The sequence below is a fragment of the Frigoribacterium sp. R86507 genome (assembly GCF_044597695.1).
Taxonomy (GTDB): domain Bacteria; phylum Actinomycetota; class Actinomycetes; order Actinomycetales; family Microbacteriaceae; genus Frigoribacterium.
Genome location: NZ_CP139002.1, coordinates 3,233,675 through 3,260,245, shown reverse-complemented (window position 1 = coordinate 3,260,245; position 26,571 = coordinate 3,233,675). Strand labels below are relative to the sequence as shown.

The following is a 26,571-nucleotide window of genomic DNA, read 5'->3' as shown; positions in this document are numbered from 1 at the left end:
TGTTCGCTTTTGTCCTCCCCTGCGGGCGAGCCGAGCCGGGTCGAGACCTGGGCGACAGGTGTCGCGCAGCTGCACGACGGGCCCCGACACACCCCCGCCGCACGGCCGAAACACCCCGGCAACACCCCCTGGCTAGCGTCGAGTCATGGGTGAGCTCTTCGAGGGATACGCGACCACCACGGGTGCCGCGGCCCGGCCGGCCGGCGCCCGTCCGCCGGCGGCCGCGTGGGACGAGATGTTCGAGCCCGACGGCACGCCCCGTCGGGCGTACCACGAGATCCACGCGACGCTCGAGGGCATGACGCAGGACGACCTGCGGGGCCGCACCGCGGCGCTGGCCGACTCGTACCTGGCGCAGGGCGTCACCTTCGACTTCGCCGGCGAAGAGCGGCCGTTCCCGCTCGACGCCGTGCCGCGGGTCGTCGAGCACGCCGAGTGGACGACCGTGGAGCGCGGCATCAAGCAGCGGGTCAAGGCCCTCGAGGCGTTCCTCGCCGACGTCTACGGCCCGCAGACCGCCATCGCCGACGGGGTCATCCCGGCCAGCCTGATCACGAGCTCGAGCCACTTCCACCGGCAGGCGAGTGGCATCGACCCGGCGAACGGCGTGCGCATCCAGGTGAGCGGCATCGACCTGATCCGCGACGAGGCGGGTGCCTGGCGCGTGCTCGAGGACAACGTCCGGGTGCCGAGCGGCGTCAGCTACGTCATCTCGAACCGCCGCGTCATGGCGCAGACGCTGCCCGAGCTGTTCGTCTCGATGCGGGTGCGTCCGGTGGGCGACTACCCCAACCGGCTGCTCGCCGCGCTGAAGAAGAGCGCTCCGTCGGGCGTCGACGAGCCGACCGTCGTCGTGCTGACACCCGGGGTGTTCAACTCCGCCTACTACGAGCACACGCTGCTGGCGCGCCTCATGGGCGTCGAACTGGTCGAGGGGCGCGACCTCTACTGCTCGGGCGGCCGCGTCTTCATGCGGACCACCGGCGGACCCGAACGCGTCGACGTGATCTACCGCCGCGTCGACGACGAGTTCCTCGACCCGCTGCAGTTCCGCGCCGACTCGGTGCTCGGGTCGCCCGGCCTGCTGATGGCCGCTCGTCTCGGCACGGTCACGATCGCGAACGCGGTGGGCAACGGCGTCGCCGACGACAAGCTCGTCTACACCTACCTGCCCGAGCTGATCCGCTACTACCTGGGCGAGGAGGCGCTGCTGCCGAACGTGCACACCTGGCGGCTCGAGGACCCCGGTGCCCTCGACGAGGTGCTCGACCGCCTCGACGAACTCGTCGTCAAGCCGGTCGACGGCTCGGGCGGCAAGGGCCTCGTCGTCGGTCCGGCCGCGAGCCGACGCGAGCTCGACGAGTTGCGCACGCAGCTGCAACGCGACCCTCGCGGCTGGATCGCGCAGCCCGTCGTGCAGCTCAGCACGATCCCGACCCTGGTCGACGACGGCCTCCGCCCCCGCCATGCCGACCTCCGGCCGTTCGCCGTGCACGACGGCGACGACGTGTGGGTGCTGCCCGGCGGCCTCACCCGGGTCGCCCTGCCCGAGGGGCAGCTGGTCGTCAACAGCAGCCAGGGCGGCGGCTCGAAGGACACCTGGATCGTCGGCGGCGACGTCAACGCCTGGGCCGGCCACGACGTCAGCGCTCTCATCGCCGAGCAGACGACCCCGACCCAGTCGATCCCGGTCGTCACGCCTGAGCAGCTCGCCGAGGCCGCGGCCGCCGCGGCCGACCACAGCCCCGACCACGCGCCCCAGGACGACCCCCGCAACGACCAGCAGGCGCAACAGCAACAGACGAAGGAGGTGCGGGCCGGGTCACGAGGCCGACCCGCGCCTCCTGCGTCCCGCGTTCCCGACCACGGAGCCACCCCGACCGAAAGGCCATCATGCTGAGCCGCATCGCCGAGAGCCTGTTCTGGATCGGCCGCTACATCGAGCGGTCGGACGGCACGGCGCGCATTCTCGACGTGCACCTGCAGCTGCTGCTCGAGGACCCCTGGATCGAGGAGGACGTCGCCTGCCGCAGCCTGCTCGCCGTGATGGGCAGCGACGCCCCCGATGGCGACCTGGCCCGGGGCGACGTGCTGTCGATGCTCGCGGTCGACCGGCACAACCCGGCCTCCATCGCCTACTCGCTCGGCGCCGCCCGCGAGAACGCGCGCCGGGCCCGCGAGATCGTCTCGACCGAGCTGTGGGAGTGCCTCAACACGACGCGCGCCCGCATGCCGCGCAAGGTCGCCGACGACAAGGTGCACGAGTTCTTCGCCTGGGTGCGGGAGCGCAGCGCGCTCGCCGTCGGGATCATCGAGAGCGCCACGAGCCGCGACGAGGTGTGGCAGTTCTTCACCCTCGGCCGGTCCATCGAGCGGGCCGACATGACCGCGCGCCTGCTCGCGACCCGCACCCTGACCGAGGCGTCCGGGCCGTCGTGGACGACGATCCTGCGGTCGTGCGGTGCGTACGAGGCGTACCTGCGCACCTACCGGGGCGTGCCGAGTGCCCGCAACGCCGCCGAGTTCCTGCTGCTCGACCGGCTTTTCCCGCGTAGCGTGCTGTTCGCGATCAGCCGGGCCGAGGCCTGCCTGCGCGACGTCGAGCCGACGAACCACCGGGTGGCGGCGTCCGACAGCGGGGTGCGCATCCTGGGTCAGATGCGCAGCGAGCTCGAGTACCGGCCGATCGGTGAGATCCTCGACGACCTGCCCGGCCAGATGGACACCGTGCAGGCCGCGACGAGCGCCGCGTCCGAGGCGATCCGGCAGCGGTACTTCCCGACGAGCGCGGCACCGACCTGGGTGGGGGAGCGGTCGTGAGCCGGCTGCGCATCCGGCACCTGACGGGCTTCTCGTACCAGGGCGAGGCGGTGGCGAGCTACAACGAGGCGCGCATGCTGCCGGCGCACACCGAGGGACAGTTCGTGCTCTCGTCGCACCTGCGCATCGAACCCGTCGCCGCGTCGCACGAGTACGTCGACTACTGGGGCACGCGGGTGTCGTCGTTCGAGGTGCTGCTGCCGCACCGGGAGCTCTCGCTGACCGCGACCTCGCTCGTCGAGGTGCGGCCGCAGGCGCATCCGTCCGAGACGATCTCGTGGGCCGACCTGGCGGCGGTCGTGGGGGCCAGCACGTCGTTCGTCGAGCACCTCGAGCAGACGCCCCTCACCGCGCCTCCTGCCGACCTGGCCGAGGTCGGCACCGAGGCGCGAGCGTCGCACGCCGACCCGTGCGCCGCCGCGATGGCGATCTGCGAGACGGTCGGAGGCGCGGTGCGGTACCTGCCGGGCGTCACCAACGTGAAGACCACGGCTGCCGAGTCGTGGGCCGCCCGGGCCGGCGTCTGCCAGGACATCGCCCACGTGACGGTCGGCGCCCTGAGGGCGGCGGGCATCCCGGCGCGCTACGTCAGCGGCTACCTGCACCCGAAGCCCTCGGCCGAGCTTCGCGAGACCGTCACGGGCGAGTCGCACGCCTGGGTCGAGTTCTTCTGCGGCACGTGGCACGGCTTCGACCCCACCAACCTGATCGACATCGGCGAACGGCACGTGGTCGTCGGCCAGGGCCGCGACTACCGCGACGTGCCGCCGCTGCGCGGCGTCTACGCGGGCTCGTCGAACAGCGAGCTCTTCGTCACCGTCGAGATCACCCGCGAGGCCTAGGCCGAGGGTCAGGACGCGCGGGTCAGCAGGCCGTGTAGACGTGGGCCGGGTCGTCGGCCGGCACCAGGTCGTGGTCGCGCACGATGGTCGAGGGAGCCGGGTCGAGCTCTCCGACCCGGGCACAGACCTCGGCGACCGAGCCGCGGAGGTCGTCGGTGTACTCGACGTCGAACACGAGGCCGCCGTACACGTCCGTGAAGGCGTCGCACTCGTCGTAGCGGTCGCACTCCTCGGTGACGGCGAAGTCGTAGCCGACCTCGTCGCGGCCCCTGGCGCCGAGGTCGGCGGTGTTCTTCTGCGCGGTCGCCAGCCCGGCCGCGTGGGCCCGGGCGACGAGCAGGGTCGCGAAGGCGACCGCGTCGTCCTCGCCGAAGGCGCCGTCCGAGCGCGTCCACGAGTCGAGGTTGTCGAACTCGACCGCCTGGTAGCCCGAGGAGGCGCAGCCGTCGATCGTCGAGGCCTGACGCTCGGCCACGGCCTGCCGGTTCGCCTCGGTGGACAGGTCGAACAGGTGCTCGTCCGGCCAACCCGGGTCGACGAGCGGTTCGCCGTCGGCCGTGCGCACGAGCAGCTCGTCCGGCCACTCGACGCCGGGCTGCGTCTGGAACCCGTTCACGTAGCAGATGCCGTAGGCGCCCTCGGAGGGGTCATCGGTGCTGTCGCGGGCGACGACGGTGGCTCCGTCGGGGACGGGCGACGCGCCTCCCAGTTGGTAGTCGAAGCGGGCACCCTCGGGCGGCAGCGCGACGCCGTCGGCCGTCGCGGCCCCCGACGCCACGACCGCGGACGAGGAGGCGCGCTCGGGTCGCTCACCGGCCCCGGCCCCGACGGCCGTGCAACCCGTCACGGCGAGGGCCACGGCGACCAGGCCGACGAATCCGAGGGGTACGCGCATGCGGCGAGCCTAGGGGAGACCGCCCGGCGGCACCGCCGAGGGGACGCCACACCGCCGCAGGCCTCGGTCCCGCGTCCGCTCGGCGGTGTCGTCGGGTGTGGGCGTCAGGCCGTGTGCGAGAGCGGGGCGGACTCGCGCTCGGCCGCGGCGTCGACCGCGGTGTCGACCGCCGTGGGCGGCGTCGCCGGGGTGCGGCGCGAGGCCAGGAAGTCGAGACGAGCGGCCTGTCGGGCCGACTCGCGGTCGAGCTCGGCCTGGCGGGCCGCGGCCCGGGACGCGGCGCGGGTGGCCGCGAGCGAGCGCGCGTTGTCGCGGGCGAGGGTGGCGGCGGCGGAGGAGGCGCGGCGTGCGGTCGCTCCGGTGGCCCGGGCGGCCACGACGGCACCGGCCGCGGTGGCCCGGCTGCCGTGACGCACGCCGTCCCAGGTCGAGCGGGCGGCCGGTCGGGTCCGCGTCGCGACGGTGCTGCCGGTCGTGCGGAACCAGGCGACGACGACGGGGGTGGTGCGTCGGACCCAGGCGACCACGGCCTGCGAGGCGCGTCGGGTGCCCCGGGCCGTGGCCCGACCGGCACGGGACAGGGCGTCGCCGGTGGCGCGCGCAGCGGTCGCGACCCGGGTGGCGGCGGACGAGAGGACGGGACGCAGGCGTTCGGCGAGGGTCGGCCCGGCGGGAGTCGGTTCGGGCGCGGCCTGGGGAGCAGGCGCGGCAAGGGGAGTCGACTCGGTCTCGCCGGGCGAGCTCGGGGCGGTGGCGACCGGCGTGGGCGGTGCGGCGGCGACCACGGGGGCGGACGCGAGCACGGCGGCGGCCGTCGGTCGTCCTGCGGGCAGGACCCGCGCCTCCTCGGCCGCCGGACGGGCGGTGGCCGGTGCCGTCTCGCGGACGGCCTCGTGCTCGATGCCGCGGTCGGGCTCGTCGCGCGGCAGGGCGCCGAGCACCCGGTCGGTCAGCCCGACGAGGGCGAGGGCGACGCCGCCGACGGCGAGGGCGGCGCCCAGCAGCCAGATCGCGATGGTGACGAAGTCGAGGTCGCCGATCGGCAGGAAGCCGCCGGCGAAGAGGCCCACGCTCGCGAGGCGGAAGGTGGCGGCCATGACGAGCGCGGCGCCCGAGACCAGCATCGCGAGAGCGACCCAGCCCGTGACTGCTGCCTTGCCCATGCGACACCTCCTCGTCCGTGGGGCGCACGCCGCGAGTCGGGCCCGCGCGGACGTCCCCTGCGAATGTAACCCGGACGAGGGCTCAACCGTAACCCGCAGCGGCGGACGCGCCGTTCCCGGGCGATGCTCGGCTTCTGAGGGGGCTTCTCGGATGTGGGGTCGAGAGGATCGGGGTCATGGCCAACTTCGACCGTCTCCTGGGTGCCGCCGCACGTGCGCTCGGTAACTCTTCCTCTTCTTCCTCGACCGGGCGCGGTGGTGCGTCCGGCGGTTCCACCGACTGGCGCGACATGGTGCGCAAGGTCTCCGACAAGGTCACCGGCGACGACCGCCAGAACGGGCAGCCGCAGCAGGGCGGGCAGCAGCCGCAGCGTGGCGGGTACGGCGCACCGCAGCAGGGCGTCGGGCGTCCGGCGACCGGTGGGCACGCCCCGCAGGGCTCCGCCGCCGACCGTGCGGCCCTCGCCAAGTACGACTACCTGCTGCAGACCGCCCCGCCGCAGCAGCTCGAACAGGTGCACCGCGACGCGTTCGAGCGGCTCACCCCCGAGCAGCGCCAACAGGTGCTCGCTCGCCTGAGCGCCGAGGTGCCCCAGGGCGAACGCCCCGCCTCGAGCTCACCCGCCGACCTCGCCCGGGCGGCGACCCGCGGCGAGACCGCGCACCCCGGACTGATGAAGCGCGTGCTCGGCAGCACGGGCGGCAAGGTCGCGGCGGGTGCCGCGGTCGGCGCCGGCGTGGCCGGGGTCGCGGGCCTCGCGGTCGCCGTGGCCGGCGCCGCCGCCGTCAGCAGCGTCGCCCTGCCCCTGCTGTCCGACGCCGTGACGTCGGGCATCGACTTCGACCAGCTGACGAACGGGTTCGGCTTCGAGGGGCTCGACGGCCTGACCGCGGGCGGCGAGGAGTACCTCGGCGGCCTGGGCGAGCAGGTCGGCGGCCTCGGCGACCAGGTGGGCGGGTTGGGCGACCAGCTCGGCAACCTCGGCGAGGGGTTCCAGATCCCCGGCCTGGGCAACCTCTTCGATCGCTGACCACGGCTCGCTGCCGAGACCCCCGGATCTCGCCCGGACCATCTCGCGCGAGCGGGGGTCCGAGCGACGTCCTGGGGTCTCCAGTCGGTAGCCTCGGAGCATGACCGCGATCTCGGCCGGCATCGCCGCCGTCTTCCTCCTGCTCTTCGTCGTGTCGCGCCGACAGGACGCCCGACGGTTCCGCAACGGGGTGTTCCTGCTGATGGCCGTGGGCTTCGGGGCCGTCGCCCTCTCGGTCGCGGTCGTCGCGGCGTTCCCGCCGCTCGTCTTCGTGTTCGTCCTGGCGGCGGTGCTCGTCCCCGTGCTCGTGCTCGCGCTCGCCGTCTTCGCGATCGCGAACGGCGTCACCATGCTGCGGTCCGAGGGGCGCAGCCTGGGCAACCTGCTCTCGCTGCTCGCCGGTCTCGCGTTGATCGGCGTCCCCTTCCTCGCCGTCGTGCTGGTCGAGGCGGGTCGCCGCTCGAGCCTGCCCGTGGCGCAGGACGTCTCCCTCGGGCTCGGCTTCGTGATCGTCTTCGTCGCCGTGTACGCCGCGCTCACGTTCGGGGCGTTCACCCTGTGGTCGCTCGTCTACGCACGTCCCCGGGTGCGCGAGCAGACCGACGCCCTGATCGTGCTCGGCTCGGGGCTGATCCGTGGCGAGGTGCCGCCGCTGCTGCGCAGCCGCCTCGACCGGGCACTGGCGATCTACCGTTCGACCCCCGAGGGCGTGCGGCGGCCGGTGCTCGTCCCGTCCGGCGGGCAGGGTTCGGACGAGCCCCGGCCCGAAGGCGAGGCGATGGCGGAGTACCTGATCGCCCAGGGGGCCGACCCCGCCGACGTGCTGCCCGAGACCGAGTCGCGCTCGACCCGCGAGAACCTCGTGCTGTCGGGTCGGGTGCTCGCCGACGCCGGTCGGACCGGGTCGACCCTCGTCGTGACGAACAACTACCACGTGCTGCGCGCCGCCCTGCTGGCGCGCGACACCGGGAGCAGCGCCGACGTCGTCGGGTCGCCCACCGCCGCGTACTACGTGCCCAGCGCGTTCCTCCGCGAGTGGGTGGCCGTGATGGTCGAACACAAGTGGCTCAACGTGCTGCTGATCGCCCCGTTCGTCGTGCTGCTCGCGTCGCTGATCGTCTACTCGCGCCTCTGACCCCGCAGCCGGCGCCAGGGACGGCGTCCGCGTCGACGCCGGCGTCGGTGCCGGTGACGGGCGTGGCGGACCGGCACCGCGCCTCCTGACGTGCCGAAGGCGGGCGTGGTCGTGGTGGACGGTCGATCGTGCTCGCGCCCATCGGGTCAGGACGGTCGCGTCGCCGTGCCCTCGTCGACGGCGAGCTCGGCCGCGGCCTCGTCACGTGCCCGCCCGGCGGCCGCGTCGCCGTCGTGCTGCAGCCGGTAGTGGAACCGCCCGGCGCCGACCACGGGCAGTGCCCCGGTCACGGGGTCGGGCTCACCCCCGCGGACGCGATGCACCCGCAGGTGCTGCCCACGGACGAGCCAGACGACCGCGACCCCGGCTGCGACGAAGCCCGACGCCGCCGCGACGCCGATGGCCCAGCGCGGTCCGGCCACGTTCGCGACCCAACCGACCATCGGTGCGCCCAGCGGCGTACCGCCGGTGAAGACGGCCATGTAGAGCGCCATGACGCGGCCGCGCATGCGGGGTGCCGTGGTCAGCTGCACGGTGGCGTTCGCCGTCGTCATCAGGGTGATCGACGCGAGCCCCACGGTGACGAGGACGGCGGCGAAGCTCCAGTAGGTCGGCATGACGGCGGCGACCAGGCAGGTGACCCCGAAGGCCAGGGCCGCCGTGACGAGCACGCGCCAGCGGGGCTTCTCGCGACGGGCCGACAGCAGGGCGCCGACCAGCGATCCCACCGCGATCGCGGACGACAGCAGGCCGAACCCGCTGGCGTCGACGCCGAACTCGACGCTGGCCATGGTCGAGGTGAAGATGGCGAAGTTCAGGCCGAAGGTGCCGATGACGAACACCATGACGAACACGACGACCAGGTCGGGTCGCTCGCGCACGTACCGGAACCCCTCGCGGATCTGGCCCTTGGCCCGCGACACAGCCGGTTTCAGCTCGAGCTGCGCGACGCGGATGAACCGCAGCGACAGCAGCACGGCGGCGAACGAGCCGGCGTTGATCAGGAACACCCAGCCCGTGCCGATCGTCGCGATGAGCACGCCGGCGACCGCGGGGCCGATCAGGCGTGCACCGTTGAACGAGGCCGAGTTCAGGCTGACGGCGTTCGTCAGGTGCCCGGGGGGCACGAGCTCGGACACGAAGCTCTGCCGCACCGGGGCGTCGATCGCGGCCGCGACGCCGAGCAGCAGGGCGAAGAGGTACACCATCCAGAGCTGCACGCTGTCGGTCAGGACGAGCACGCCCAGGCCGAGCCCGAGCAGCCCCATGCTCAGCTGCGTCACCATCAGCAGTCGCCGCCGGTCGAACCGGTCGGCGATCAGCCCCGTGATCGGCACCATCAGGATCGGCGGCGCGAACTGCAGCGCCATGGTGATGCCGAGCGCCGTGGCGTCGTTGTCGGTCAGGTCGGTGAGGACGAGCCAGTCCTGCGCCGTCCGCTGCATCCAGGTGCCGACGTTGGACACGAGCGCGCCGGCGAACCAGAGGCGGTAGTTGAACAGCGACAGGCTGCGGAACATGGCCGTCACGAGCGGGTCAGCTTCCGCAGGATCTCGGTCGCGTCGGCCAGGGTGCGACGCTCGTCGGCGGTCAGGGCCGAGAGGCGGGGCACGAGCCACTCGTCACGGCGTCGACGCGTCTCGAACACGAAGGCGGTGCCGGCCTCGGTCGTCTCGAGCAGCACGCGGCGCTTGTCGTCGTCGTCGACCGTGCGACGCAGCAACCCGGCGTCGACGAGCTTGCCGACGGTCCGGTTCATCGACGGGGGAGTGACGCCCTCGTGCGCCGTGAGGGCCCCGATCGTCAGCGGCTGGTTCTGCACGACGTAGCCGAGGGCGGCCATCTGGGCGTCGGTCACGTCGGCGTCGGCCTTCTGCTGCCGCAGGCGGCGGGCGAGTCGCAGCACGGCCCCGCGGACGTCGGTCGCGAGGTGCGCGTGCGGCACGGCCCGGGGAGCGGAGGGGGCAGGAGGCGCGGAGTCGGTCATCGCCGGGCCACGATACTCGTTTAGTTCGGCTAAGTAAACGTCTGGCCCGGACGACATGCGCCTAGGCTCGGACCGATGAGCGACGACGACGTCCCGACCGAGCCGAGTCGCCCCTCCTGGCTGTCCGGGCGGGGGGCCGTGTTGACGGTGGCACTGATCGTGGGCATCTCGCCGTTCGCGACCGACATGTACATCCCCGCGCTGCCGGCCATCGCGCGCGACCTCGGGGCGACGACGGCCGAGGTGCAGCTCAGCCTGACGGCGTTCCTCGTCGCGTTCGCGGTCGGCCAGATCGTCATCGGGCCGATCAGCGACGGTCGGGGCAGGAGGCGCATCCTGCTGGGCGGGACCGTCCTGTTCGCCCTCGCCTCGATCGCCTGCGCCGTGGCTCCCGACGCGGCCACCCTCGTCGTCGCGCGCGTCGCGCAGGGCCTCGGCGGCGCGGCGGGCTCGGTGGCCGCCCGGGCCATGGTGGGGGACTCGACCACGGGCCTCGTGCGCAGCAGGCTCTTCGCGACGCTCGCCGCGATCAACGCCGTCGGCCCGGTCGTGGCGCCGCTCGTGGGCGGCGTGGTGCTCTCGGTGTCGAGCTGGCGGGCGACGTTCGTCGTGCTGGCGGTGCTCGGGGCCGCGTTGACCTGGGTGGCCGCACGGCGCCTGCCCGAGACGCTCGTCGACCCCGAGCCGGGTGCGGGCTCGCTGCTCGCGTCCCTGCGACGGATGGGCGCGCTGCTCGCCCTGCCCCGCTTCCGCTGGTACCTCGTGACGGGCTGCGCCGCGACGATCGGCTTCTTCTCGTACATCGCCACGTCGTCGTTCGTCTTCCAGGAGCAGTACGGCTTCGGAGCGGGCCTCTACACGCTCGTCTTCGCGTCGAACGCGTCGTGCATGATCGCGTCGACCCTGGTGTTCCGCCGCCTCGTCGGACGCTTCGCCGAGGACCACCTCTTCACCGTGGGGCTCGTCACCTGCACCGTGGGGTCGGCCCTCGTGCTCGCGGGTGCGCTGACCGGTGTCGGGCCGGCGCTGATCTGGCCGGCACTGGCCCTCGTCACGGCGGGCTGGGGCTGGGTCATCCCCGGGTCGATCACGCTGACGCAGGCGCTCGGACACCGCGCGCCCGGCACGGCCGCCGCGCTCGCGGGCGGCCTGCAGTTCGGGCTCGGCGGCGCCGCGACCCCGCTCGCCGGGGCACTCGGCGGCACGGCCGTCGTGATGGGCGCGTTGATGCTCGGGTTCATCGCGGTCGGTCTGGCCGTGCAGGTGTGGGCGTCGTCGCGGGGCGGCACCCCGGCGACCTGACCCACGGGGCGAGGCGGCACCCGGCGACCCGGCCCGGGCGACCCGAGCCCGGCGACGCGACCCGCGCCTCCTGCAGCCGACCGGGGGCTGGTGCGCCGGCCCGGGCGGTGCCACCCTGGGCTCGACGCCGACCGGCGCCGTGACCCGAGGTCGGGCCACTCCGCTGACGGACCAGGAGGCGCGGTGGCGGTCGCCGAAGACGCTCCGCCCCAGCCGACCGCGCCCCGTCGTGCGGGCCTCAGTCGCGCCCGAGCCGACCGATCACGCTGTCGTCGAGCCGGGCGAGCAGGTCGGACACGTCGTCGTAGACCTCCTCGGCCCCGGCCTCGACCAGCTCGGCCCGGGAGAAGCCGCCGCTCAGCACCCCGACGCAGGTCACGCCCGCCCGGTGCGCCGCCTCGACGTCCCAGACGGCGTCGCCGACCATCACCGCGCGCTCGGCCGGCACGTCCGCCTTCGCGAGGGCGACCTCGACGATGCCGGGGTCGGGTTTGGCGGTCTCGACGTCCTCGCTCGACGTGACGGCCCAGAGGGCGTCCTCGACGTCGAGCAGTCCGCGCAGCGCCTTCAGCTCGTCCTCGGGCGCGCTCGTGGCGAGCACGACGCCGTGCCCCCGACGCGCCAGCTCGGCGAGCAGGTCGGTCGCCCGCTCGAAGACGTGCAGGTCGCCTTCGTCGCCGAGGTGCTCGGCGTAGTGGCGCGAATGGGCGTCCTTCGCGTCGTCGAGGAGGCGCGCGGCGGCGTCCTTCCCGACCAGGCCCTCGACCAGCAGGGACGAGTCCTTGCCGATCGACCGGTGGATGCGCCAGCTGTCGACGGGGTGGCCGACCTCGGTGAAGGCGCGCGACCAGGCGTCGACGTGGGCGAAGTTCGAGTCGACCAGGGTGCCGTCGATGTCGAAGAGGACGGCGGTGGAGGGTGAGGAGGCGTCGTCGGACGCGGGGGAGGTCATCCCGCCACCCTGCCCCCGAACGAGCGAAGCTGCACGGACTGCAGGGATTTCGCCGAGAGCAAGGCGACACCTGTTGCCCACAGTTCCATGCGAGCGTATGTTCGCAGACGGGCTCGTCGACGAGCCCGACCGGCCCCGACGGCCGGCCCACGAACGGAGAGAGGCACAGACCATGGCACGGTTCAGCGACAAGACGGCACTCGTCACCGGTGGAGGCAGCGGCATCGGCGCCGCGATCTCGCGCTCCCTGGCGGCCGAGGGCGCATCGGTGGTCGTCACCGACATCAAGCTCGAGGCGGCCCAGGGCGTCGTCGACCAGATCGTCGCCGCCGGCGGCACGGCCGTCGCCTTCGAGCAGAACACCGCGAAGCCCGAGCAGTCCGAGGCGGCCGTCGAGTTCGCGAAGACCACCTACGGTGCCCTGCACCTCGCGGTGAACAACGCCGGCATCGGTGCCCCGGCCGCCGACATCGGCGAGTACGACATCGCCGCCTGGGACCGCGTCCGCTCGGTCGACCTCGACGGCGTCTTCTACGGCCTGCGTTACCAGCTGCCCGCCATGGTGGAGGCCGGAGGCGGCTCGATCGTCAACATGAGCTCGGTGCTCGGTTCGGTCGGCATCGCCCAGAACGCGGCCTACGTCGCCAGCAAGCACGCCCTGGTCGGCCTGACCAAGGTCGCGGCGCTCGAGTACTCGAAGCGTGGCGTCCGCACGAACGCGGTCGGCCCCGGCTTCATCGACACTCCCCTCGTGCGCGCGTCTCTCGACGGCGACGCGCTCTCGTACCTCGAGTCGCAGCACGCCACCGGCCGCCTGGGCACCGACGCCGAGGTCTCGGCGCTCGTCCTGTTCCTGCTGAGCGACGAGGCGTCGTTCGTCACGGGCAGCTACCACCTCGTCGACGGCGGCTACTCGGCGCACTGACCCGCGCCTCCTCGGCCCGTCGAGATGTCACGACTCGCCGCTCAGCTCCGAACGTGAGCGGCCAGTCGTGGCATCGCGCCCAGCCGGCCGGCGGCGTGGCCCGCTTCAGCCGCGCTTCAGCGCCGGGCCGCCATGATGGGCACGACGCGCACCCGGCGCGACCGAGGGAGGCCCCGTGCGCGTGCTCGTCGTCGAGGACCAGGCGACCCTGGCCGAGGGCCTGCGACTCGGTCTCGAGGCCGAGGGCATCGCGGTCGACGTCGCCCCGACCGGCACCGACGGCCTCTGGCGCACCCGCGAGGGCACGTACGACGTGGTCGTCCTCGACATCATGCTGCCCGGCATGAGCGGCTACGCCGTCTGCCGGGCCATGCGCGAGGGCGGCGACTGGACCCCCGTCATCATGCTCACCGCCAAGGACGGCGAGTGGGACCAGGTCGAGGCCCTCGACACCGGCGCGGACGACTACCTCACCAAGCCGTTCTCCTTCGCCGTGCTGCTCGCCCGGCTGCGCGCCCTGGTCCGCCGTGGTGCCCGCGAACGACCGGTCGTGCTCGAGGCCGGCGACCTGCGCCTCGACCCCGCCTCCCGCAGCGTCCGCCGCGGCGACGTCGAGGTCGAGCTCACCAGCCGCGAGTTCGCGGTGCTCGAGTTCCTCATGCGCCACGCCGGCAGCGTCGTGACCAAGCGCGAGGTGCTCGACGGCGTCTGGAACGACGACTTCGAGGGCGACCCCAACATCGTCGAGGTGTACGTGCGCCACCTGCGCAACAAGGTCGACCGGCCGTTCGGCCGCGAGGCCATCGTCACGCTGCGCGGGGCGGGCTACCGTCTGGAGGCGCGGGGTGGCTGAGCGCGCCCCTCGCGTCCCGACGCCCGGGCCGTCCGCCGCGATCGGGCCGTCCGGCGGCAACGGGCCGGGTCGCCCCCGACGGGCGTCGCTGCGGTCCCGCATCACCGCGGCCGCCGTGCTCGCCGTCGCCCTGACCCTCGGCGTGTTCACGCTCGTCTTCGCGCTCGTGCAACAGGCCGTGCTCGCCGACGGCCCGCGCCAGTCCGCCGCGGCCGACGTTGACCGCGCCGTGTCGGCCCTGGCGATCGGTTCGACGCCCGACGTCGCGGTCGCGGGCGAGGCGGAGGGGGCCCTCGTCGTCGTGACCGACTCCTCGGGGCGAGTGCTCGCCGCCGGGGGAGAGGACGACCTCGTCGAATCCGCCTCGTCGCTCACGGAGGCCGGGTCGGGTGACCGCGTGACCCTCGACGGCGACGAGTTCGTCGTCGAACGGGACGACGTGGGGGTCGAGACCACGCCGACGCCGACGTTGAGCGCGGAACCGACGCTGACACCGACTCCGACCGCGTCCTCCCCGTCTGCGCGGTCCGGCGACGACGCCGACGACTCCGTGGACGACGCCGACGACTCGACCCCGACGCCCGAGGCCACCCCCGAACCCGCCCCGACCGTGACGACCGAGTACGGCGTCGTGGCGGCGCGGTCCCTCGACGAGGCGAGCGCCGCCTCCTCGGCGAGCCTCGTGACGCTCGGCGTCGCGATCCCCGTGGCGCTGCTCGTGCTCGGCGTCACGACCTGGCTCGTGGTGGGCCGTGCGCTGCGCCCGGTCGAGTCGATGCGACGCGAGGTCGACACGGTCACGGCGCAGAGCCTGTCGCACCGGCTGCCGGACCCCGGCGGCAGCGACGAGATCGCCCGTCTCGCCCGAACGCTGAACGGCATGCTCGACCGACTCGACTCGTCGGCGACGGCCCAGCGGCGCTTCGTCGGCGACGCCTCGCACGAGCTCAAGACGCCGCTCGCCACGATCAGACAGCACGCCGAGGTCGCGCTGCTGCACCCCGGCAGCATCGACGGTGCGGCCCTGGCCGGCACCGTCCTCGGCGAGGAGGCGCGGCTGACGGCACTCGTGCAGGGCCTGTTGGTCCTCGCCAGGGCGGACGAGGGGGCCCTCGGGGTGACGCGTCGCCCGGTCGACCTCGACGATCTCGTCGTTGCCGAGTCCGCCCGCCTGCGCGGCGTCGCCCCCTCCGACGGTCGGGGGCCGCTCTCCGTCGACGCCACGGCCGTCGGCCCGGCCCGCGTCGACGGCGACGAGGGACTGCTCGGCCAGGTCGTGCACAACCTCGTGGCGAACGCGGCCCGGCACGCCGACACCCGCGTCGCCGTCGCCCTCGACGAGCGCGACGGCCGAGCCGTCCTCACCGTCGACGACGACGGGACCGGAGTCGCCGAGGCCGACCGAGAGCGGGTGTTCGAGCGGTTCGTGCGCCTGGACGAGGCCCGCGCCCGCGACTCGGGCGGCAGCGGGTTGGGGCTCGCGATCGTCCGCGAGATCGTCCGGGTGCACGGGGGCTCGGTGTCGATCACCACGTCGCCGCTCGGTGGTGCCCGGTTCGTGGTCGACCTCCCCGCCGGGCCGGCCTGACCCGAGCGCTGCCCGCCCTGCCCCGGTGACGCGACCCGCGCCTCCTGAACGGTTCTTCAGCGGACTTCAGCACTGCTTCAGTGCCCCCTCGCGAGAGTGGGGTCATCAGCTCGAGAGAGCGACAGACCCGGCCGCTCGGCGGCCCCACGAACGGAGCGAACCATGCTGAAGAACAGCCTCACCAAGAAGAAGTCCCTGCTGATCGCCGGCGGCATCGCCGGCGTCCTCGTGCTGGGCGGCGGCGGCGTGGCCCTCGCCTCGGGCCTCGACGACGGCGTGTCCGGGCAGACCCGTGACCGGGCCCGGGCGGCGGCGCTCGCCGAGACCGGTGGCGGGACCGTGACCGAGGTGGACACCCTGGACGACGGGCTCGTCGGTTACGAGGTCGAGGTCGTCCTGCCCGACGGGCGCGAGGCGAAGGTGTTGCTCGACGGCGACTACGCCGTCACCTCGAGTCGAGTCGACGACGACTCGCGCGGGTCCGGTGCCACCCCGACGCCCCTCGCGGGCGACGACCGTGACGACGACGACGACGACTCGCTCGGGTCGGACGCCACCCCGACGCCCGTCGCGGGTTCGGGCCGCGACGACTCGACCCGCGACGACGACCTGACCGGCGCCGACTACGACCAGGCCGCGGCCGCCGCCCTCGCCGCCGCCGGTGGGGGCACGGTGACCGACGCCGACCGCGGCGACGACGCCGGCGTGGCCTACGAGGTCGACGTGCGCCTCGACGACGGCACCGAGGTCGACGTCGACCTCGACCAGGCGTTCGGCGTCGTGCGCACCGACGTCGACGCCCGCCGCTGACCACGAGTCCCTGCCCCGGGGGCGGGCCCGTGATGGGAGACTGAGGCCGTGCCCATCTTCTCCGCCGCCCGAGGCGACTACGAGTTCACCGACGCCCACGGCGTGACCGTGCACTACTACGTCTGGAAGGCCGCGGCGCCCAAGGCCGTGGTGCAGATCGCGCACGGCCTCGGCGAGTACGCCCTGCGCTACGACGACCTCGCTCAGGACCTCGTGCGAGCCGGCTACACGGTCTACGCGAACGACCACCTCGGCCACGGCGAGACCGGCCTCGGGCAGTGGGGCGGCGACCGCTCGAAGCTCGGCCGCCTCGGCCCGTCGGGGCTGCGCGGGGCGATGGAGGCGGTGGTCCGGTTGACGGGCATCGCGCGCTCCGAGAACCCCGGTTCGCCCCTCGTGCTGCTCGGGCACTCCTGGGGCTCGTTGATGGCGCAGAAGCTCGTCGACGAGGGGTCCGACCGGTTCGACGCCGTCGTGCTGAGCGGCACGGCGTACCGCATGCCCGGCAGCATGAACGCGGGCGACCTGAACGCCCGGCACGCCCACCTCGGCGACACGGGCTACGAGTGGCTCAGCCGTGATCAGGCCGTGGTCGACGCCATGGCCGCCGACCCCCTGTCGGTGCAGGCGACGGCCCGGCAGCTGTTCGGCACGGCCGACACGCTGCGCCTGATGGGTCGCCCGTCGACCCGGCTCGCGAGCGACCTGCCCGTCCTCGTCCTCGTCGGCGACGACGACCCGCTCGGCGGCGAGGCCAGCGCCCGCAAGCTCGCCGACGCGTACGTCAACCGCAGCCGGCTCAGCGACGTCGAGCTCGTGGTCTACCAGGGTGCCCGGCACGAGGTGTTCCGCGAGACCAACCGCGACGAGGTCGTGGCCGACCTGGTGCGCTGGCTCGACGACCGCGTGGGGCACCAGGCATAGGCTGCGTCCATGCACGGTGAGTACAAGGTCCCAGGCGGAAAGCTCGTGGTCGTCGACCTCGACGTCAGAGAGGGGCGCATCGCCGGGTTCCGTCTCGCCGGTGACTTCTTCCTCGAGCCCGACACGGCGCTCGACGCCGTCGACCGGGCGGTGAACGGCCTGCCGGTCGAGTCGGACGCCGCGACGATCGCGGCGACGATCAAGCAGGGGCTGCCGGACGACGCGGTGCTGCTGGGCTTCTCGCCCGAGGCGATCGCCGTGGCGATCCGGCGCAGCCTCTCGAAGGCGACGGACTGGCGCGACTACGACTGGCAGATCATCCACGACGCCCCGGTGTCGCCCAACGTCCACCTCGCCCTCGACCAGGTGCTCACCGAAGAGGTGGGCGCGGGTCGCCGCGGCCCTACCCTGCGCTTCTGGGAGTGGGACCAGCCCGCCGTCGTGATCGGCAGCTTCCAGTCGCTGAAGAACGAGGTCGACCTCGACGCCGCATCGACCCACGGGTTCGAGGTGGTGCGCCGCATCAGCGGCGGCGGCGCCATGTTCATGGACGCGCAGTCGATCGTCACCTACTCGCTCTACGCCCCGGGCGAGCTCGTGCAGGGCATGAGCTTCGCCGACTCGTACGCGTACCTCGACGAATGGGTGATCACGGCGCTCAAGTCGCTCGGCATCGACGCCTTCTACCAGCCGCTGAACGACATCACGAGCGCCAAGGGCAAGATCGGCGGGGCCGCGCAGAAGCGCCTGGGCAACGGCGCCCTGCTGCACCACGCCACGATGTCGTACGACATGGACGGCGACAAGATGGTGCAGGTCCTGCGCATCGGACGCGAGAAGATGAGCGACAAGGGCACGACCAGCGCCGCCAAGCGCGTCGACCCGCTGCGCAGCCAGACGGGCCTGCCCCGCGCCGAGATCATCGAGCGCCTCAAGCAGACCTTCACCGGTCTCTACGGGGCGACCGAAGGCCACGTCACCGAGGCCGAACTCGAGAAGGCCGAGCACCTCGTCACCTCGAAGTTCGCGACGCCCGAGTGGCTGGCGCGCGTGCCCTGAGCACGCGACGGACGCCGACGAGGCGACCCGCGCCTCCTGCCCGGCGTCCGCCTCGGCGACCGCGCCGCGGTCAGCGGTCGAGCAGCTCGCGGTAGTCGACGTGGTCGTCGACGAAGTCGACCACGAACGGGCAGAGGGGCACGACGCGCAGGTCGGTGTTCGCCCGCACGTCGTCGAGGGCGCCCTGGACGAGCCGGGCCCCGAGGCCGGCGGAACGTCGGCTGGGCTCGATCTCGGTGTGGGTGAAGCGGATCTCGTGGCCGACGACGTCGTAGGCCGCGAAGCCGATCGTCTCGCCGTCCTCGACGAGGGCGTACTGGTTCTGCGTGGGGCGGTTCTCTACCTCGGTGGTCATCCCGACACGCTACGCGCCCCCGGCCGGGAGTCGGGCGCGTGTCGGTGCCCGGCAGGCAGCAGAATGGTCGGATGCCCCTCGACTGGACCACCGCCTCCCCGAGCCTCGTGGTCCAGGGCGACAACCTCGACGTCACGGTCCAGCTGCCCGACGGCGGATTCACGATCGTCTACCTCGACCCGCCGTTCAACACGGGGCGCCAGCAGCGGCGCCGGTCGACGACGTCGGTGCGCAGCGCCGAGGACTCGATCACCTCGGTGACGGGCTTCAAGGGCGTGCAGTACGAACGCATCCGCGGCGACCTGATGGGCTACGACGACCGCTTCGAGGACTACTGGTCGTTCCTCGAGCCGCGCCTGGCCGAAGCCTGGCGGCTGCTCGCCCCCGACGGCACGCTCTACCTGCACCTCGACTACCGCGAGGCGCACTACGCGAAGGTGCTGCTCGACGCCCTGTTCGGTCGGGACTGCTTCTTGAACGAGATCATCTGGGCCTACGACTACGGCGCGAAGAGCCGCAACCGGTGGCCGACCAAGCACGACACGATCCTCGTCTACGTGAAGGACCCCAAGCGGTACCACTTCGACTCGACGAGCGTCGACCGCGAGCCGTACATGGCACCGGGTCTCGTCACGCCCGAGAAGGTCGCCCGGGGCAAGCTGCCGACCGACGTGTGGTGGCACACGATCGTGTCGCCGACGGGTCGCGAGAAGACCGGCTACCCGACGCAGAAGCCCGAGGGCGTGCTGCGCCGCATCGTGCAGGCCTCGAGTCGAGAGGGCGACTGGGTGCTCGACTTCTTCGCCGGCAGCGGAACCACCGGTGCCGTGGCGGACGCCCTCGGCCGGCGTTACCTGCTCGTCGACAGCAACGAGGAGGCGGTGGCCGTCATGCGCAGACGGCTCCCGTCGGCGCGGGTCGAGTCGGTCTGACGGAGTGCAGGTCGAGGGCCGAGACGGCCGTCGTCACCGAACCGCGGACGAACGACACGAGTTGCTCGTGGGTGAGGCCCTGCATCTGCTGGGTGGAGAAGCCCGACGAGCCGGTCATCGGACGACGCCGAGGGCGAGCAGCAGGGCGGCGACGAGGCTGACGCTCGCGCCGGTGGCGGCCGTCGCGATGACGGCCAGCGTGCGCTGCCGGGCGGTGTCGCGCACCTCGGAGAAGGCGCTGCCGGCGGAGGTGGGGCGGTCGCTGCGAGCGACGTCGATCGTGGTCATGTTCTGCTCGTCTCCGGCACCCCTGCGATGCCTGGCGGAACGGTGGTGCTCGGACTGTCACGACACCGCCGTGAACCGGTGCCGTGCGGTCAGCCTGCCACGGTGGTGACTAGTCGATCTAGTCAGTTCACCAGGTGTTCGCCCAGCGGCTAGGAAGCGGGGTGACCTGCGCTCGCCGTGCCCGCCGTGCCCGCCGTGCCCGCTGCGTCCGTCGGGTCGCCGTCGACGTGGTGGTCGTCGATCTCGATCGCGGCCGTCATGCGCTGCAGGAAGCCCACGACCGCAGCGGCCTCGTCGGCATCGAGTGACTCGGCGGTCGAGATCATGCGGGCGTGCATCGCCGCCATGGTGTCGCGTACCTCGGAGTTCGAGTCGCCCGTGGCGGTCAGCAGCACGGCACGCTTGTCGGTCGGGTGCGGATGGCGCAGCATGTGCCCGCTCGCGACGAGGCGGTTGATCAGCACGGACGTCGAGGCCGAGGTGATCTTCAGCTGGGCGGCCAACTCTTTCGCGCTGACGGGGTCGCCGAGCCGCTGCGCCCGCAGGAGGAAACGGAGGGCCGCGAGGTCGGTGTCGTTCATCTTCATCGACTTGCGGGTGCGGGCCCGCATCGCGACCTCGGCGGCCCGGTAGGCGCGGAGGGTATTCAGCACCGTGACGCCACGCTCTTCGGTGCTGCTGCTGTACCAATAGCCGGACGCGTCGAAGGGTGCGGCGGTGGCGTGCTGATCGGGCATGCGGCGAGTCTAGACCACGTCGCTAGGTCGTCTAGCTAAAAAAACGAGGCTGATCAGGAGTTTCGCGATTGTCAACCCCTGTCCCTCCGGTCGCACCCGTTTTAGGCTCATCTCGTCCGCCCCGCGTGGGCAGAGACGTCCCGCCGTGTCGATCGGAGCTTCACGCAGGGGATCGATCCGGTGGGACGTCCGGTGACGAAGAAAGGCCGCACACCCCGTGGGTGTGCGGCCTTCGGTCGTCTCGCCTCCCGCGTGAGCTTCACGGGCAGGGAACGCCGGACACGTGACGAACCGTTCGGCACCGAAGCACCGTCGAGGGAACGCTACCCGACACGTGCCGTGTCGCGACACCAGCTCGGGCGCATCCGTGGTCGGGCGGTCACCCCGACGTGCGCGCGATCAGGGCCGTGGCGGGGTGTCGTCACGCCGCTCGCGCGGGGGTACGACGTCGATCGAGCCGGTGTCGGGGGCGACGAGCGAGCCGGTCTGCGCGGCGGCGGCCTGGGCCGAGAGCGCGGCGTCGGCGGCCACGGCGGCTCGCGCGTCGTCGGCCGCCTCGTCGATGGCCGACTTCTGCCGGAGCGGCGTGGCCTTGAGGAAGAAACTCAGCACGAAGGCCACCAGCACGACCGCCAGGGCGACCCAGAACACGGTCACCGCCGCGTTCGCGAAGCCGTCGAGGAACGGCGCGGCCAGGCGTCGGTCCGCCGTGTTGAGGAACGACGTGTTGCCGTCGAGCGCTCCGCTCACCTGCGACGTGTCACCGCTGCCGGCCGCCTGGTAGAGCTTCAGGATCGAGGCGTTCGCCGGGTCGGTCAACACCGACTGGTCGGCGAGGGCGGCCTGGGCGCGGCCTTGCAGGCTCGAGTCGGCGAACGCGGCGGCGATCGTCTGGGGGATGCGGCTGAACAGCACGGAGAACAGCACGGCCGTGCCGAGCGTCCCGCCGATCTGCCGGAAGAACGTCGACGCCGACGTGGCCACGCCGATGTCGCGGGCGCCGACCGAGTTCTGCGAGGCGATGGTCAGGGTCTGCATCAGCTGGCCGAGGCCCAGGCCGACGAGCAGCATGCCGACCATCATGAACCAGTACGGCTTGTCGTACGAGAGGTTCGTGAACCAGAAGAACCCGGCGGCCATGAACGCCGTGCCCGTGATCGGGAAGATCTTGTACCTGCCCGTGCGAGAGATGAGCTGGCCGGCGACGATCGACGAGATCATCAGGCCGGCGATCATCGGCAGCATCTGGAAGCCGCTCTCGGTCGGCGTGGCACCGTTCACGAGCTGCAGGTACAGCGGCACCGTCAGCAGGGCGCCGAACATGCCGAAGCCGACGAGCACGCCGAGCACGGTCGCCATCGAGAAGGTCGGGTTGCGGAACAGCTTGAGCGGGATCAGGGCGTCGTCGCCCATCGACCGCTCGATCACGACGAACGCGACGATGCCGACGGCTCCGATCACGTAGCAGGCGAAGGCCCCGGGCGAGCTCCAGCCCCAGGTGCGGCCCTGCTCGGCCACCAGCAGCAGCGGCACGGCGGCGACGATGACCGCCGCGGCGCCGAACCAGTCGATGCGCACGTTCTCGCGTCGCTTCTGCCCCGGGATGTGCAGGAACCGCACGACGATGAACAGTGCCGCGATGCCGATCGGCACGTTGATCAGGAACACCCAGCGCCAGCCGGTGACGAAGAGGATCTGGTCGGCTCCGGCGAACAGCCCGCCGACGAGCGGACCGATGACGCTCGAGATGCCGAACACGGCCAGGAAGTAGCCCTGGTACTTGGCACGCTCACGCGGGGCGAGGATGTCGCCCATGATCGTCAGCGGCAGGGCCATGAGGCCACCGGCGCCCATGCCCTGGATCGCCCGGAAGATCGCGAGCTGGTACATGCTCTCGGAGAAGCCGGCCGCGATCGACCCCAGCAGGAAGATCGTGATGGCGATCAGGAAGAGCGGCCGACGCCCGAAGATGTCGCTGAGCTTGCCGTAGATCGGCGTCGAGATGGTCGACACGATCAGGTAGGCGGTCGTCACCCAGGCCTGCAGGCTGAGCCCGTCGAGGTCGTCGGCGATCGTCCGCATCGAGGTACCCACGATCGTCTGATCGAGGGCCGAGAGGAACATGCCCGCCATCAGGCCGAAGATGACGTAGAGGATCTGGCGGTGGGTCATCAGGCCCTCGCGCTCGGCGGGGGCCGTGGTCGTGGGGGCTGGGGCAGCGCTCGACATGGTGTCTCTTCTGTCTGGTGGGGGAGTCAGTCTGGTGGTGACGGCGCGACTCGACATTGCGCAGTACGCAAAGTTACTTCACGAGCAAGATCCCGACAACAAGAGGAATCGTCCGTCCTCGACGTCAGGCGACGGCCGACCGTGCCGGGCCGACGCGCGTGACTAGGCTCGACGCGATGTCTCGACGCCCCTCCCTGCCCCGCCCCGCGACGACCGTCCTGGCCGTCGTCCTCACGACCGGTCTGCTGGCCGCGTGCTCGCAGGGCGCGCCCGAGCCGAGCCCGACCACGTCGGCCGCGACCGTCTCGCCGACGCTCACCCCCACCCCGACCCCGACCGAGGAGGCGCCTCCTACGTCCCCCACGACACCCGCGTTCGACAAGGCGGCCCGGTCGGTCGACGACCCCGCCAGCCTCTGGGTGGTCAGCGACAAGCTGCGCCCCCTCGACCCGGTCGACTACGTGCCCGCCGACCTCGTCACGCCCGACGTGACACACCAGAACCCGCCGACCCTGCGCGCCGAGGCCGCCGCCGCGGTCGTCGCGATGTTCCAGGCGGGCGAGGCCGAGGGAGCCGGAGCGTTCCAGGTGCAGAGCGCGTACCGCTCGTACGACACCCAGGTGAGCGTCTACGCCGGCTGGGTGCAGCGCCTCGGGCAGGCACAGGCCGACGCCCAGAGCGCCCGCCCCGGCTTCAGCGAGCACCAGACCGGTCTCGCCCTCGACATCAGTCCCGTGCCGCTCAGTTGTGCGCTGCAGGCCTGCTTCGGCGACACGCCGCAGGGGCAGTGGCTGGCGGCCAACGCGTGGCGCTTCGGGTTCTTGCTGCGCTACCCGGCCGACAAGGTGGCCGTGACCGGCTTCACCTTCGAGCCGTGGCACTTCCGGTACGTGGGCGTGCCGCTCGCCACCGAGATGCACGACACGGGCGTCACCACGCTCGAGGAGTTCTTCGGCCTGCCCGCGGCCCCCGACTACGCCGGCTGACCCCTCGAGACCCCAGGAAGTCACCGAGACCCCCACCCGCGGGTGGGGGTCTCGGCGACTTCCTGGGGTGTGGGCCGTCGGTCAGGCGCCGAGCGCGGCGTCGACGATCGTCTTGGCCTCGGCCTGGACGCGGGCGAGGTGCTCGGGGCCCTCGAACGACTCGGCGTAGATCTTGTAGACGTCCTCGGTGCCGCTCGGGCGGGCCGCGAACCAGGCCTTGTCGGTGACCACCTTGACGCCGCCGACGGCCGCGTCGTTGCCCGGAGCCTTGCTGAGCTTCGCCGTAATGCGGTCACCGGCGAGCTCGGTCGCCTCGATGGCGTCGCCGTCGAGCTTGCCCAGACGCGTCTTCTGCTCTTTCGTCGCCGCCGCGTCGACCCGCTGGTAGACCGGGTCGCCGTACTTCTCGACGAGCTCGGCGTAGAGCTGCGAGGGCGTCTTGCCGGTGACGGCGATGATCTCGCTCGCGAGCAGGGCCAGCAGGATGCCGTCCTTGTCGGTCGTCCAGACGGTGCCGTCCTTGCGGAGGAACGACGCCCCGGCGCTCTCTTCGCCGCCGAACGCGACCGAGCCGTCGACCAGGCCGGGCACGAACCACTTGAACCCGACCGGGACCTCCCACAGGCGACGCCCGTGCGACTCGGCGACCTTGTCGATGATGCTCGACGAGACGAGGGTCTTGCCGATCGCGGCGTCGTCGCGCCACTCGGGGCGGTGCGTGTAGAGGTAGTCGATGGCGACCGCGAGGTAGTGGTTCGGGTTCATCAGGCCGCCGTCGGGCGTGACGATGCCGTGGCGGTCGGCGTCGGCGTCGTTGCCGGTCAGCACGTCGAACTCGTCCTTGCGGTGGACGACGCTGGCCATGGCCGAGGGGCTCGACGGGTCCATGCGGATCTTGCCGTCCCAGTCGAGCGTCATGAAGCGCCAGGTCGGGTCGACGCCGGGGTTCGTGACGGTGAGGTCGAGGCCGTAGACGTCGCGGATCGCGCCCCAGTACTCGACGCTCGCGCCACCGAGCGGGTCGGCACCGATCTTCACGCCGGCCTTCTTGATGGCGTCGATGTCGATGATGTTGACGAGGTCGCCCACGTAGCCGCGCAGGAAGTCGTGGCGGCCGGGCGTGCCGACGCCGCGCTTCACGTCGACGTTGCCGGCGGCGATGATCTCGTTGGCACGGTTCGCGATCCAGTTCGTGGCGTCGCTGTCGGCCGGGCCGCCGTGCGGCGGGTTGTACTTGAAGCCGCCGTCGCGGGGCGGGTTGTGGCTGGGGGTGACGACGATGCCGTCGGCCTTGTCGGTGTTCGCCGGGTCGTTGTTGTAGACCAGGATCGCGTGGCTGAGCGCGGGCGTCGGCACGTAGCCGCCCTCGGCGTCGGCCAGCACCTTCACGTCGTTGCCGGTGAGCACCTCGACCGCGGTGCGCTCGGCCGGGCCGCTGAGGATGTGGGTGTCGCGCCCGATGAACAGCGGGCCGGTGATGCCCTGGCCTGCCCGGTACTCGACGATCGCCTGTGTGATGGCGGCGATGTGGGTCTCGTTGAACGCCGCGTCGAGCGAGGAGCCGCGGTGGCCCGAGGTGCCGAAGACGACCTTCTGCTCGACCTTGCTGACGTCGGGGACGAGCTCGTAGTACGCGGCCGAGACCTCTTCGGGGTCGATCAGGTCGCTGGCTTCTGCGGGGGTTCCGGCACGGTCGGTCATGGGGACATCCTGGCACCCGGCGCCGACCTTCGTCGCGGTGCCGGGGCGGCTCTCAGTAGGCTCCTCGTCATGCCGACCCGCGCCTCCTCGACGACCTACAGCTACCTCGGGCCCGCGGGCACCTTCACCGAGGCGGCACTCAAGCAGGTGCCCGAGGCCGTCGGCGCCACCTGGAAGAGCGTCAACAACGTCGGCGAGGCCCTGGCCGACGTCGTCTCGGGCGTCAGCACGGCCGCGATGATCGCCATCGAGAACAGCGTCGAGGGCGGCGTCAGCGCGACCCAGGACGCCCTCGCCACCGTGCCGGGCCTCCGCATCGTCGGCGAGTACCTGGTGCGCGTCAACTTCGTGCTCGTCGCCCGGCCGGGCACCCGCATCGAGGAGGTGCGGGTCGTCAACGCGCACCCGGTCGCCTACGCGCAGACCCACCGCTGGCTCGAGCGCGCCCTGCCCGGCCACGGGCACCTGCCGGCGTCGTCGAACGTGGCCGCCGCCGCGTCGCTGCTCGAGGAGGGCGGGGTCGGGGGCTCCGCGGACGCCGCGGTCGCGCCTCCCGGCATCACCGACCACCACGACCTCGAGGTGCTCGCCCGCGACATCGGCGACAACGACCAGGCCGTCACGCGCTTCGTGCTGGTCAGCCGCACGGTGCCCGTGCCGCCCGCGACCGGCGCCGACAAGACGAGCCTGATCGTCGAGCTGCCGACCGACGGATCGGGCGCGCTGGTCGACATGCTCGAGCAGTTCGCGACCCGCGGCATCAACCTCAGCCTGATCCAGTCTCGGCCGATCGGCGACGCCCTCGGGCGCTACCGGTTCGTGATCGACCTCGAGGGGCACGTGCTCGACGAGCGCGTCGCGGACGCCCTGCTCGGGCTGAAGCGGTTCAGCCCGAGCGTGATGTTCCTCGGGTCGTACCCGCGCGCCGACGGTGCCCCGGCCGAGGTCTCGCCGCGGTACGACGACGAGGTCTTCGTCGAGGCCCGCGACTGGTTGAGCGGGTTGATCAGCGGCCTGCGCTGATCGACAGCCGACGTTGATCAGCGGCCTGCACTGA

At 72.4% G+C, this 26,571-nt stretch carries 25 protein-coding genes; 15 read left to right on the top strand and 10 right to left on the bottom strand.

Annotation, left to right across the window (positions count from 1 at the left end):
* The first annotated feature begins 145 nt into the window (after positions 1-145).
* Genes SJY14_RS15455 through SJY14_RS15445 form a run of 3 tightly spaced genes read left to right on the top strand, consistent with a single transcriptional unit; the run spans position 146 to position 3,662 of the window.
* Complete coding sequence (locus SJY14_RS15455; protein WP_396599365.1) at positions 146-1,900, top strand: circularly permuted type 2 ATP-grasp protein; 1,755 nt, start codon at positions 146-148, stop codon at positions 1,898-1,900.
* Positions 1,894-2,820 carry an alpha-E domain-containing protein gene (locus SJY14_RS15450; RefSeq protein WP_396599364.1) on the top strand — a complete coding sequence of 309 codons (927 nt, stop codon included), beginning with the start codon at positions 1,894-1,896 and terminating at the stop codon, positions 2,818-2,820. The genes SJY14_RS15455 and SJY14_RS15450 overlap by 7 nt, the downstream gene beginning before the upstream one ends.
* Positions 2,817-3,662: a transglutaminase domain-containing protein gene (locus tag SJY14_RS15445; protein WP_396599363.1), complete on the top strand. Its 846-nt coding sequence runs from the start codon at positions 2,817-2,819 to the stop codon at positions 3,660-3,662. The genes SJY14_RS15450 and SJY14_RS15445 overlap by 4 nt, the downstream gene beginning before the upstream one ends.
* A 22-nt stretch (positions 3,663-3,684) precedes the next feature.
* On the opposite strand, the gene SJY14_RS15440 is transcribed toward SJY14_RS15445, so the two are convergent.
* Entirely contained in the window at positions 3,685-4,557 is an 873-nt protein-coding gene (locus SJY14_RS15440) for an endo alpha-1,4 polygalactosaminidase (protein WP_396599362.1), read from the bottom strand.
* Positions 4,558-4,661: 104 nt separating this feature from the next.
* The gene (locus SJY14_RS15435; RefSeq protein ID WP_396599361.1) at positions 4,662-5,720 is read right to left on the bottom strand and encodes a hypothetical protein; all 1,059 of its coding nucleotides are present in this window, start codon (positions 5,718-5,720) and stop codon (positions 4,662-4,664) included.
* A gap of 176 nt (positions 5,721-5,896) precedes the next feature.
* On the opposite strand from SJY14_RS15435, the gene SJY14_RS15430 reads away from it, so the two are divergent.
* Both SJY14_RS15430 and SJY14_RS15425 read left to right on the top strand, forming a co-directional pair.
* A complete protein-coding gene (locus SJY14_RS15430) occupies positions 5,897-6,751 on the top strand; it encodes a cation-transporting ATPase (RefSeq protein WP_396599360.1) in 855 nt (284 codons plus the stop codon).
* Between the two features lie 100 nt (positions 6,752-6,851).
* Positions 6,852-7,886 carry a YdcF family protein gene (locus SJY14_RS15425; protein WP_396599359.1) on the top strand — a complete coding sequence of 345 codons (1,035 nt, stop codon included), beginning with the start codon at positions 6,852-6,854 and terminating at the stop codon, positions 7,884-7,886.
* Positions 7,887-8,032: 146 nt separating this feature from the next.
* Here SJY14_RS15425 and SJY14_RS15420 read toward each other — a convergent pair whose 3' ends face one another.
* Entirely contained in the window at positions 8,033-9,415 is a 1,383-nt protein-coding gene (locus SJY14_RS15420; protein ID WP_396599358.1) for an MFS transporter, read from the bottom strand.
* Positions 9,412-9,873 (bottom strand): MarR family winged helix-turn-helix transcriptional regulator, encoded by a 462-nt coding sequence (locus SJY14_RS15415; protein ID WP_396599357.1) that lies wholly within the window; start codon positions 9,871-9,873, stop codon positions 9,412-9,414. Before SJY14_RS15415 ends, SJY14_RS15420 begins: the two co-directional genes overlap by 4 nt.
* A 75-nt stretch (positions 9,874-9,948) precedes the next feature.
* On the opposite strand from SJY14_RS15415, the gene SJY14_RS15410 reads away from it, so the two are divergent.
* Positions 9,949-11,175 (top strand): multidrug effflux MFS transporter, encoded by a 1,227-nt coding sequence (locus SJY14_RS15410; RefSeq protein ID WP_396599356.1) that lies wholly within the window; start codon positions 9,949-9,951, stop codon positions 11,173-11,175.
* A 238-nt stretch (positions 11,176-11,413) separates the two neighbouring features.
* Here the strand turns inward: SJY14_RS15410 and SJY14_RS15405 are convergent, their stop codons facing one another.
* A complete protein-coding gene (locus SJY14_RS15405; protein ID WP_396599355.1) occupies positions 11,414-12,127 on the bottom strand; it encodes an HAD family hydrolase in 714 nt (237 codons plus the stop codon).
* Between the two features lie 172 nt (positions 12,128-12,299).
* Between SJY14_RS15405 and SJY14_RS15400 the strand changes: the two genes are divergently transcribed.
* The 6 genes from SJY14_RS15400 to SJY14_RS15375 all read left to right on the top strand — a co-directional run bounded on the left by SJY14_RS15400 (position 12,300) and on the right by SJY14_RS15375 (position 18,286).
* Complete coding sequence (locus SJY14_RS15400) at positions 12,300-13,052, top strand: SDR family NAD(P)-dependent oxidoreductase (protein ID WP_055978000.1); 753 nt, start codon at positions 12,300-12,302, stop codon at positions 13,050-13,052.
* Positions 13,053-13,227: 175 nt separating this feature from the next.
* A complete protein-coding gene (locus SJY14_RS15395; protein WP_071255697.1) occupies positions 13,228-13,905 on the top strand; it encodes a response regulator transcription factor in 678 nt (225 codons plus the stop codon).
* Entirely contained in the window at positions 13,898-15,493 is a 1,596-nt protein-coding gene (locus SJY14_RS15390; RefSeq protein ID WP_396599354.1) for an ATP-binding protein, read from the top strand. Before SJY14_RS15395 ends, SJY14_RS15390 begins: the two co-directional genes overlap by 8 nt.
* Positions 15,494-15,655: 162 nt before the next feature.
* Positions 15,656-16,303 (top strand): PepSY domain-containing protein, encoded by a 648-nt coding sequence (locus tag SJY14_RS15385; RefSeq protein ID WP_396599353.1) that lies wholly within the window; start codon positions 15,656-15,658, stop codon positions 16,301-16,303.
* Positions 16,304-16,351: 48 nt separating this feature from the next.
* A complete protein-coding gene (locus SJY14_RS15380; RefSeq protein ID WP_177174792.1) occupies positions 16,352-17,227 on the top strand; it encodes an alpha/beta fold hydrolase in 876 nt (291 codons plus the stop codon).
* Positions 17,228-17,236: 9 nt separating this feature from the next.
* Positions 17,237-18,286: a biotin/lipoate A/B protein ligase family protein gene (locus tag SJY14_RS15375; RefSeq protein ID WP_055977985.1), complete on the top strand. Its 1,050-nt coding sequence runs from the start codon at positions 17,237-17,239 to the stop codon at positions 18,284-18,286.
* Between the two features lie 70 nt (positions 18,287-18,356).
* On the opposite strand, the gene SJY14_RS15370 is transcribed toward SJY14_RS15375, so the two are convergent.
* Positions 18,357-18,641: a GNAT family N-acetyltransferase gene (locus tag SJY14_RS15370; protein WP_054145096.1), complete on the bottom strand. Its 285-nt coding sequence runs from the start codon at positions 18,639-18,641 to the stop codon at positions 18,357-18,359.
* Between the two features lie 71 nt (positions 18,642-18,712).
* Between SJY14_RS15370 and SJY14_RS15365 the strand changes: the two genes are divergently transcribed.
* Entirely contained in the window at positions 18,713-19,573 is an 861-nt protein-coding gene (locus SJY14_RS15365; RefSeq protein ID WP_071255701.1) for a site-specific DNA-methyltransferase, read from the top strand.
* Positions 19,574-19,687: 114 nt separating this feature from the next.
* Here the strand turns inward: SJY14_RS15365 and SJY14_RS15360 are convergent, their stop codons facing one another.
* The 3 genes from SJY14_RS15360 to SJY14_RS15350 form a co-directional block, all read right to left on the bottom strand.
* Positions 19,688-19,861: a hypothetical protein gene (locus SJY14_RS15360; RefSeq protein ID WP_396599352.1), complete on the bottom strand. Its 174-nt coding sequence runs from the start codon at positions 19,859-19,861 to the stop codon at positions 19,688-19,690.
* A gap of 149 nt (positions 19,862-20,010) precedes the next feature.
* The gene (locus tag SJY14_RS15355; RefSeq protein WP_396599351.1) at positions 20,011-20,598 is read right to left on the bottom strand and encodes a MarR family winged helix-turn-helix transcriptional regulator; all 588 of its coding nucleotides are present in this window, start codon (positions 20,596-20,598) and stop codon (positions 20,011-20,013) included.
* A gap of 399 nt (positions 20,599-20,997) precedes the next feature.
* Positions 20,998-22,827, bottom strand: coding sequence for an MDR family MFS transporter (locus SJY14_RS15350; protein ID WP_396599350.1), 1,830 nt, complete (start codon positions 22,825-22,827; stop codon positions 20,998-21,000).
* A 176-nt stretch (positions 22,828-23,003) separates the two neighbouring features.
* Between SJY14_RS15350 and SJY14_RS15345 the strand changes: the two genes are divergently transcribed.
* Positions 23,004-23,813 (top strand): M15 family metallopeptidase, encoded by an 810-nt coding sequence (locus tag SJY14_RS15345; protein ID WP_396599349.1) that lies wholly within the window; start codon positions 23,004-23,006, stop codon positions 23,811-23,813.
* Positions 23,814-23,894: 81 nt separating this feature from the next.
* Here SJY14_RS15345 and pgm read toward each other — a convergent pair whose 3' ends face one another.
* On the bottom strand, positions 23,895-25,514 hold the full coding sequence (pgm, locus tag SJY14_RS15340) for a phosphoglucomutase (alpha-D-glucose-1,6-bisphosphate-dependent) (RefSeq protein WP_071255707.1): 1,620 nt from the start codon (positions 25,512-25,514) through the stop codon (positions 23,895-23,897).
* 69 nt (positions 25,515-25,583) lie between these two features.
* On the opposite strand from pgm, the gene pheA reads away from it, so the two are divergent.
* Positions 25,584-26,537, top strand: a complete 954-nt coding sequence (pheA, locus tag SJY14_RS15335; RefSeq protein ID WP_396599348.1) for a prephenate dehydratase — start codon at positions 25,584-25,586, stop codon at positions 26,535-26,537.
* Positions 26,538-26,571 lie beyond the last annotated feature (34 nt).

Excerpts from the sequence above, each read along its gene's own strand:
- SJY14_RS15455 (WP_396599365.1), top strand. The coding sequence starts at position 146 with ATGGGTGAGCTCTTCGAGGGATACGCGACCACCACGGGTGCCGCGGCC.
- SJY14_RS15450 (WP_396599364.1), top strand. The coding sequence starts at position 1,894 with ATGCTGAGCCGCATCGCCGAGAGCCTGTTCTGGATCGGCCGCTACATC.
- SJY14_RS15440 (WP_396599362.1), bottom strand. The coding sequence starts at position 4,557 with ATGCGCGTACCCCTCGGATTCGTCGGCCTGGTCGCCGTGGCCCTCGCC.
- SJY14_RS15435 (WP_396599361.1), bottom strand. The coding sequence starts at position 5,720 with ATGGGCAAGGCAGCAGTCACGGGCTGGGTCGCTCTCGCGATGCTGGTC.
- SJY14_RS15430 (WP_396599360.1), top strand. The coding sequence starts at position 5,897 with ATGGCCAACTTCGACCGTCTCCTGGGTGCCGCCGCACGTGCGCTCGGT.
- SJY14_RS15425 (WP_396599359.1), top strand. The coding sequence starts at position 6,852 with ATGACCGCGATCTCGGCCGGCATCGCCGCCGTCTTCCTCCTGCTCTTC.
- SJY14_RS15415 (WP_396599357.1), bottom strand. The coding sequence starts at position 9,873 with ATGACCGACTCCGCGCCTCCTGCCCCCTCCGCTCCCCGGGCCGTGCCG.
- SJY14_RS15410 (WP_396599356.1), top strand. The coding sequence starts at position 9,949 with ATGAGCGACGACGACGTCCCGACCGAGCCGAGTCGCCCCTCCTGGCTG.
- SJY14_RS15405 (WP_396599355.1), bottom strand. The coding sequence starts at position 12,127 with ATGACCTCCCCCGCGTCCGACGACGCCTCCTCACCCTCCACCGCCGTC.
- SJY14_RS15400 (WP_055978000.1), top strand. The coding sequence starts at position 12,300 with ATGGCACGGTTCAGCGACAAGACGGCACTCGTCACCGGTGGAGGCAGC.
- SJY14_RS15385 (WP_396599353.1), top strand. The coding sequence starts at position 15,656 with ATGCTGAAGAACAGCCTCACCAAGAAGAAGTCCCTGCTGATCGCCGGC.
- SJY14_RS15375 (WP_055977985.1), top strand. The coding sequence starts at position 17,237 with ATGCACGGTGAGTACAAGGTCCCAGGCGGAAAGCTCGTGGTCGTCGAC.
- SJY14_RS15370 (WP_054145096.1), bottom strand. The coding sequence starts at position 18,641 with ATGACCACCGAGGTAGAGAACCGCCCCACGCAGAACCAGTACGCCCTC.
- SJY14_RS15365 (WP_071255701.1), top strand. The coding sequence starts at position 18,713 with ATGCCCCTCGACTGGACCACCGCCTCCCCGAGCCTCGTGGTCCAGGGC.
- SJY14_RS15360 (WP_396599352.1), bottom strand. The coding sequence starts at position 19,861 with ATGACCACGATCGACGTCGCTCGCAGCGACCGCCCCACCTCCGCCGGC.
- SJY14_RS15355 (WP_396599351.1), bottom strand. The coding sequence starts at position 20,598 with ATGCCCGATCAGCACGCCACCGCCGCACCCTTCGACGCGTCCGGCTAT.
- SJY14_RS15350 (WP_396599350.1), bottom strand. The coding sequence starts at position 22,827 with ATGTCGAGCGCTGCCCCAGCCCCCACGACCACGGCCCCCGCCGAGCGC.
- SJY14_RS15345 (WP_396599349.1), top strand. The coding sequence starts at position 23,004 with ATGTCTCGACGCCCCTCCCTGCCCCGCCCCGCGACGACCGTCCTGGCC.
- pgm (WP_071255707.1), bottom strand. The coding sequence starts at position 25,514 with ATGACCGACCGTGCCGGAACCCCCGCAGAAGCCAGCGACCTGATCGAC.
- pheA (WP_396599348.1), top strand. The coding sequence starts at position 25,584 with ATGCCGACCCGCGCCTCCTCGACGACCTACAGCTACCTCGGGCCCGCG.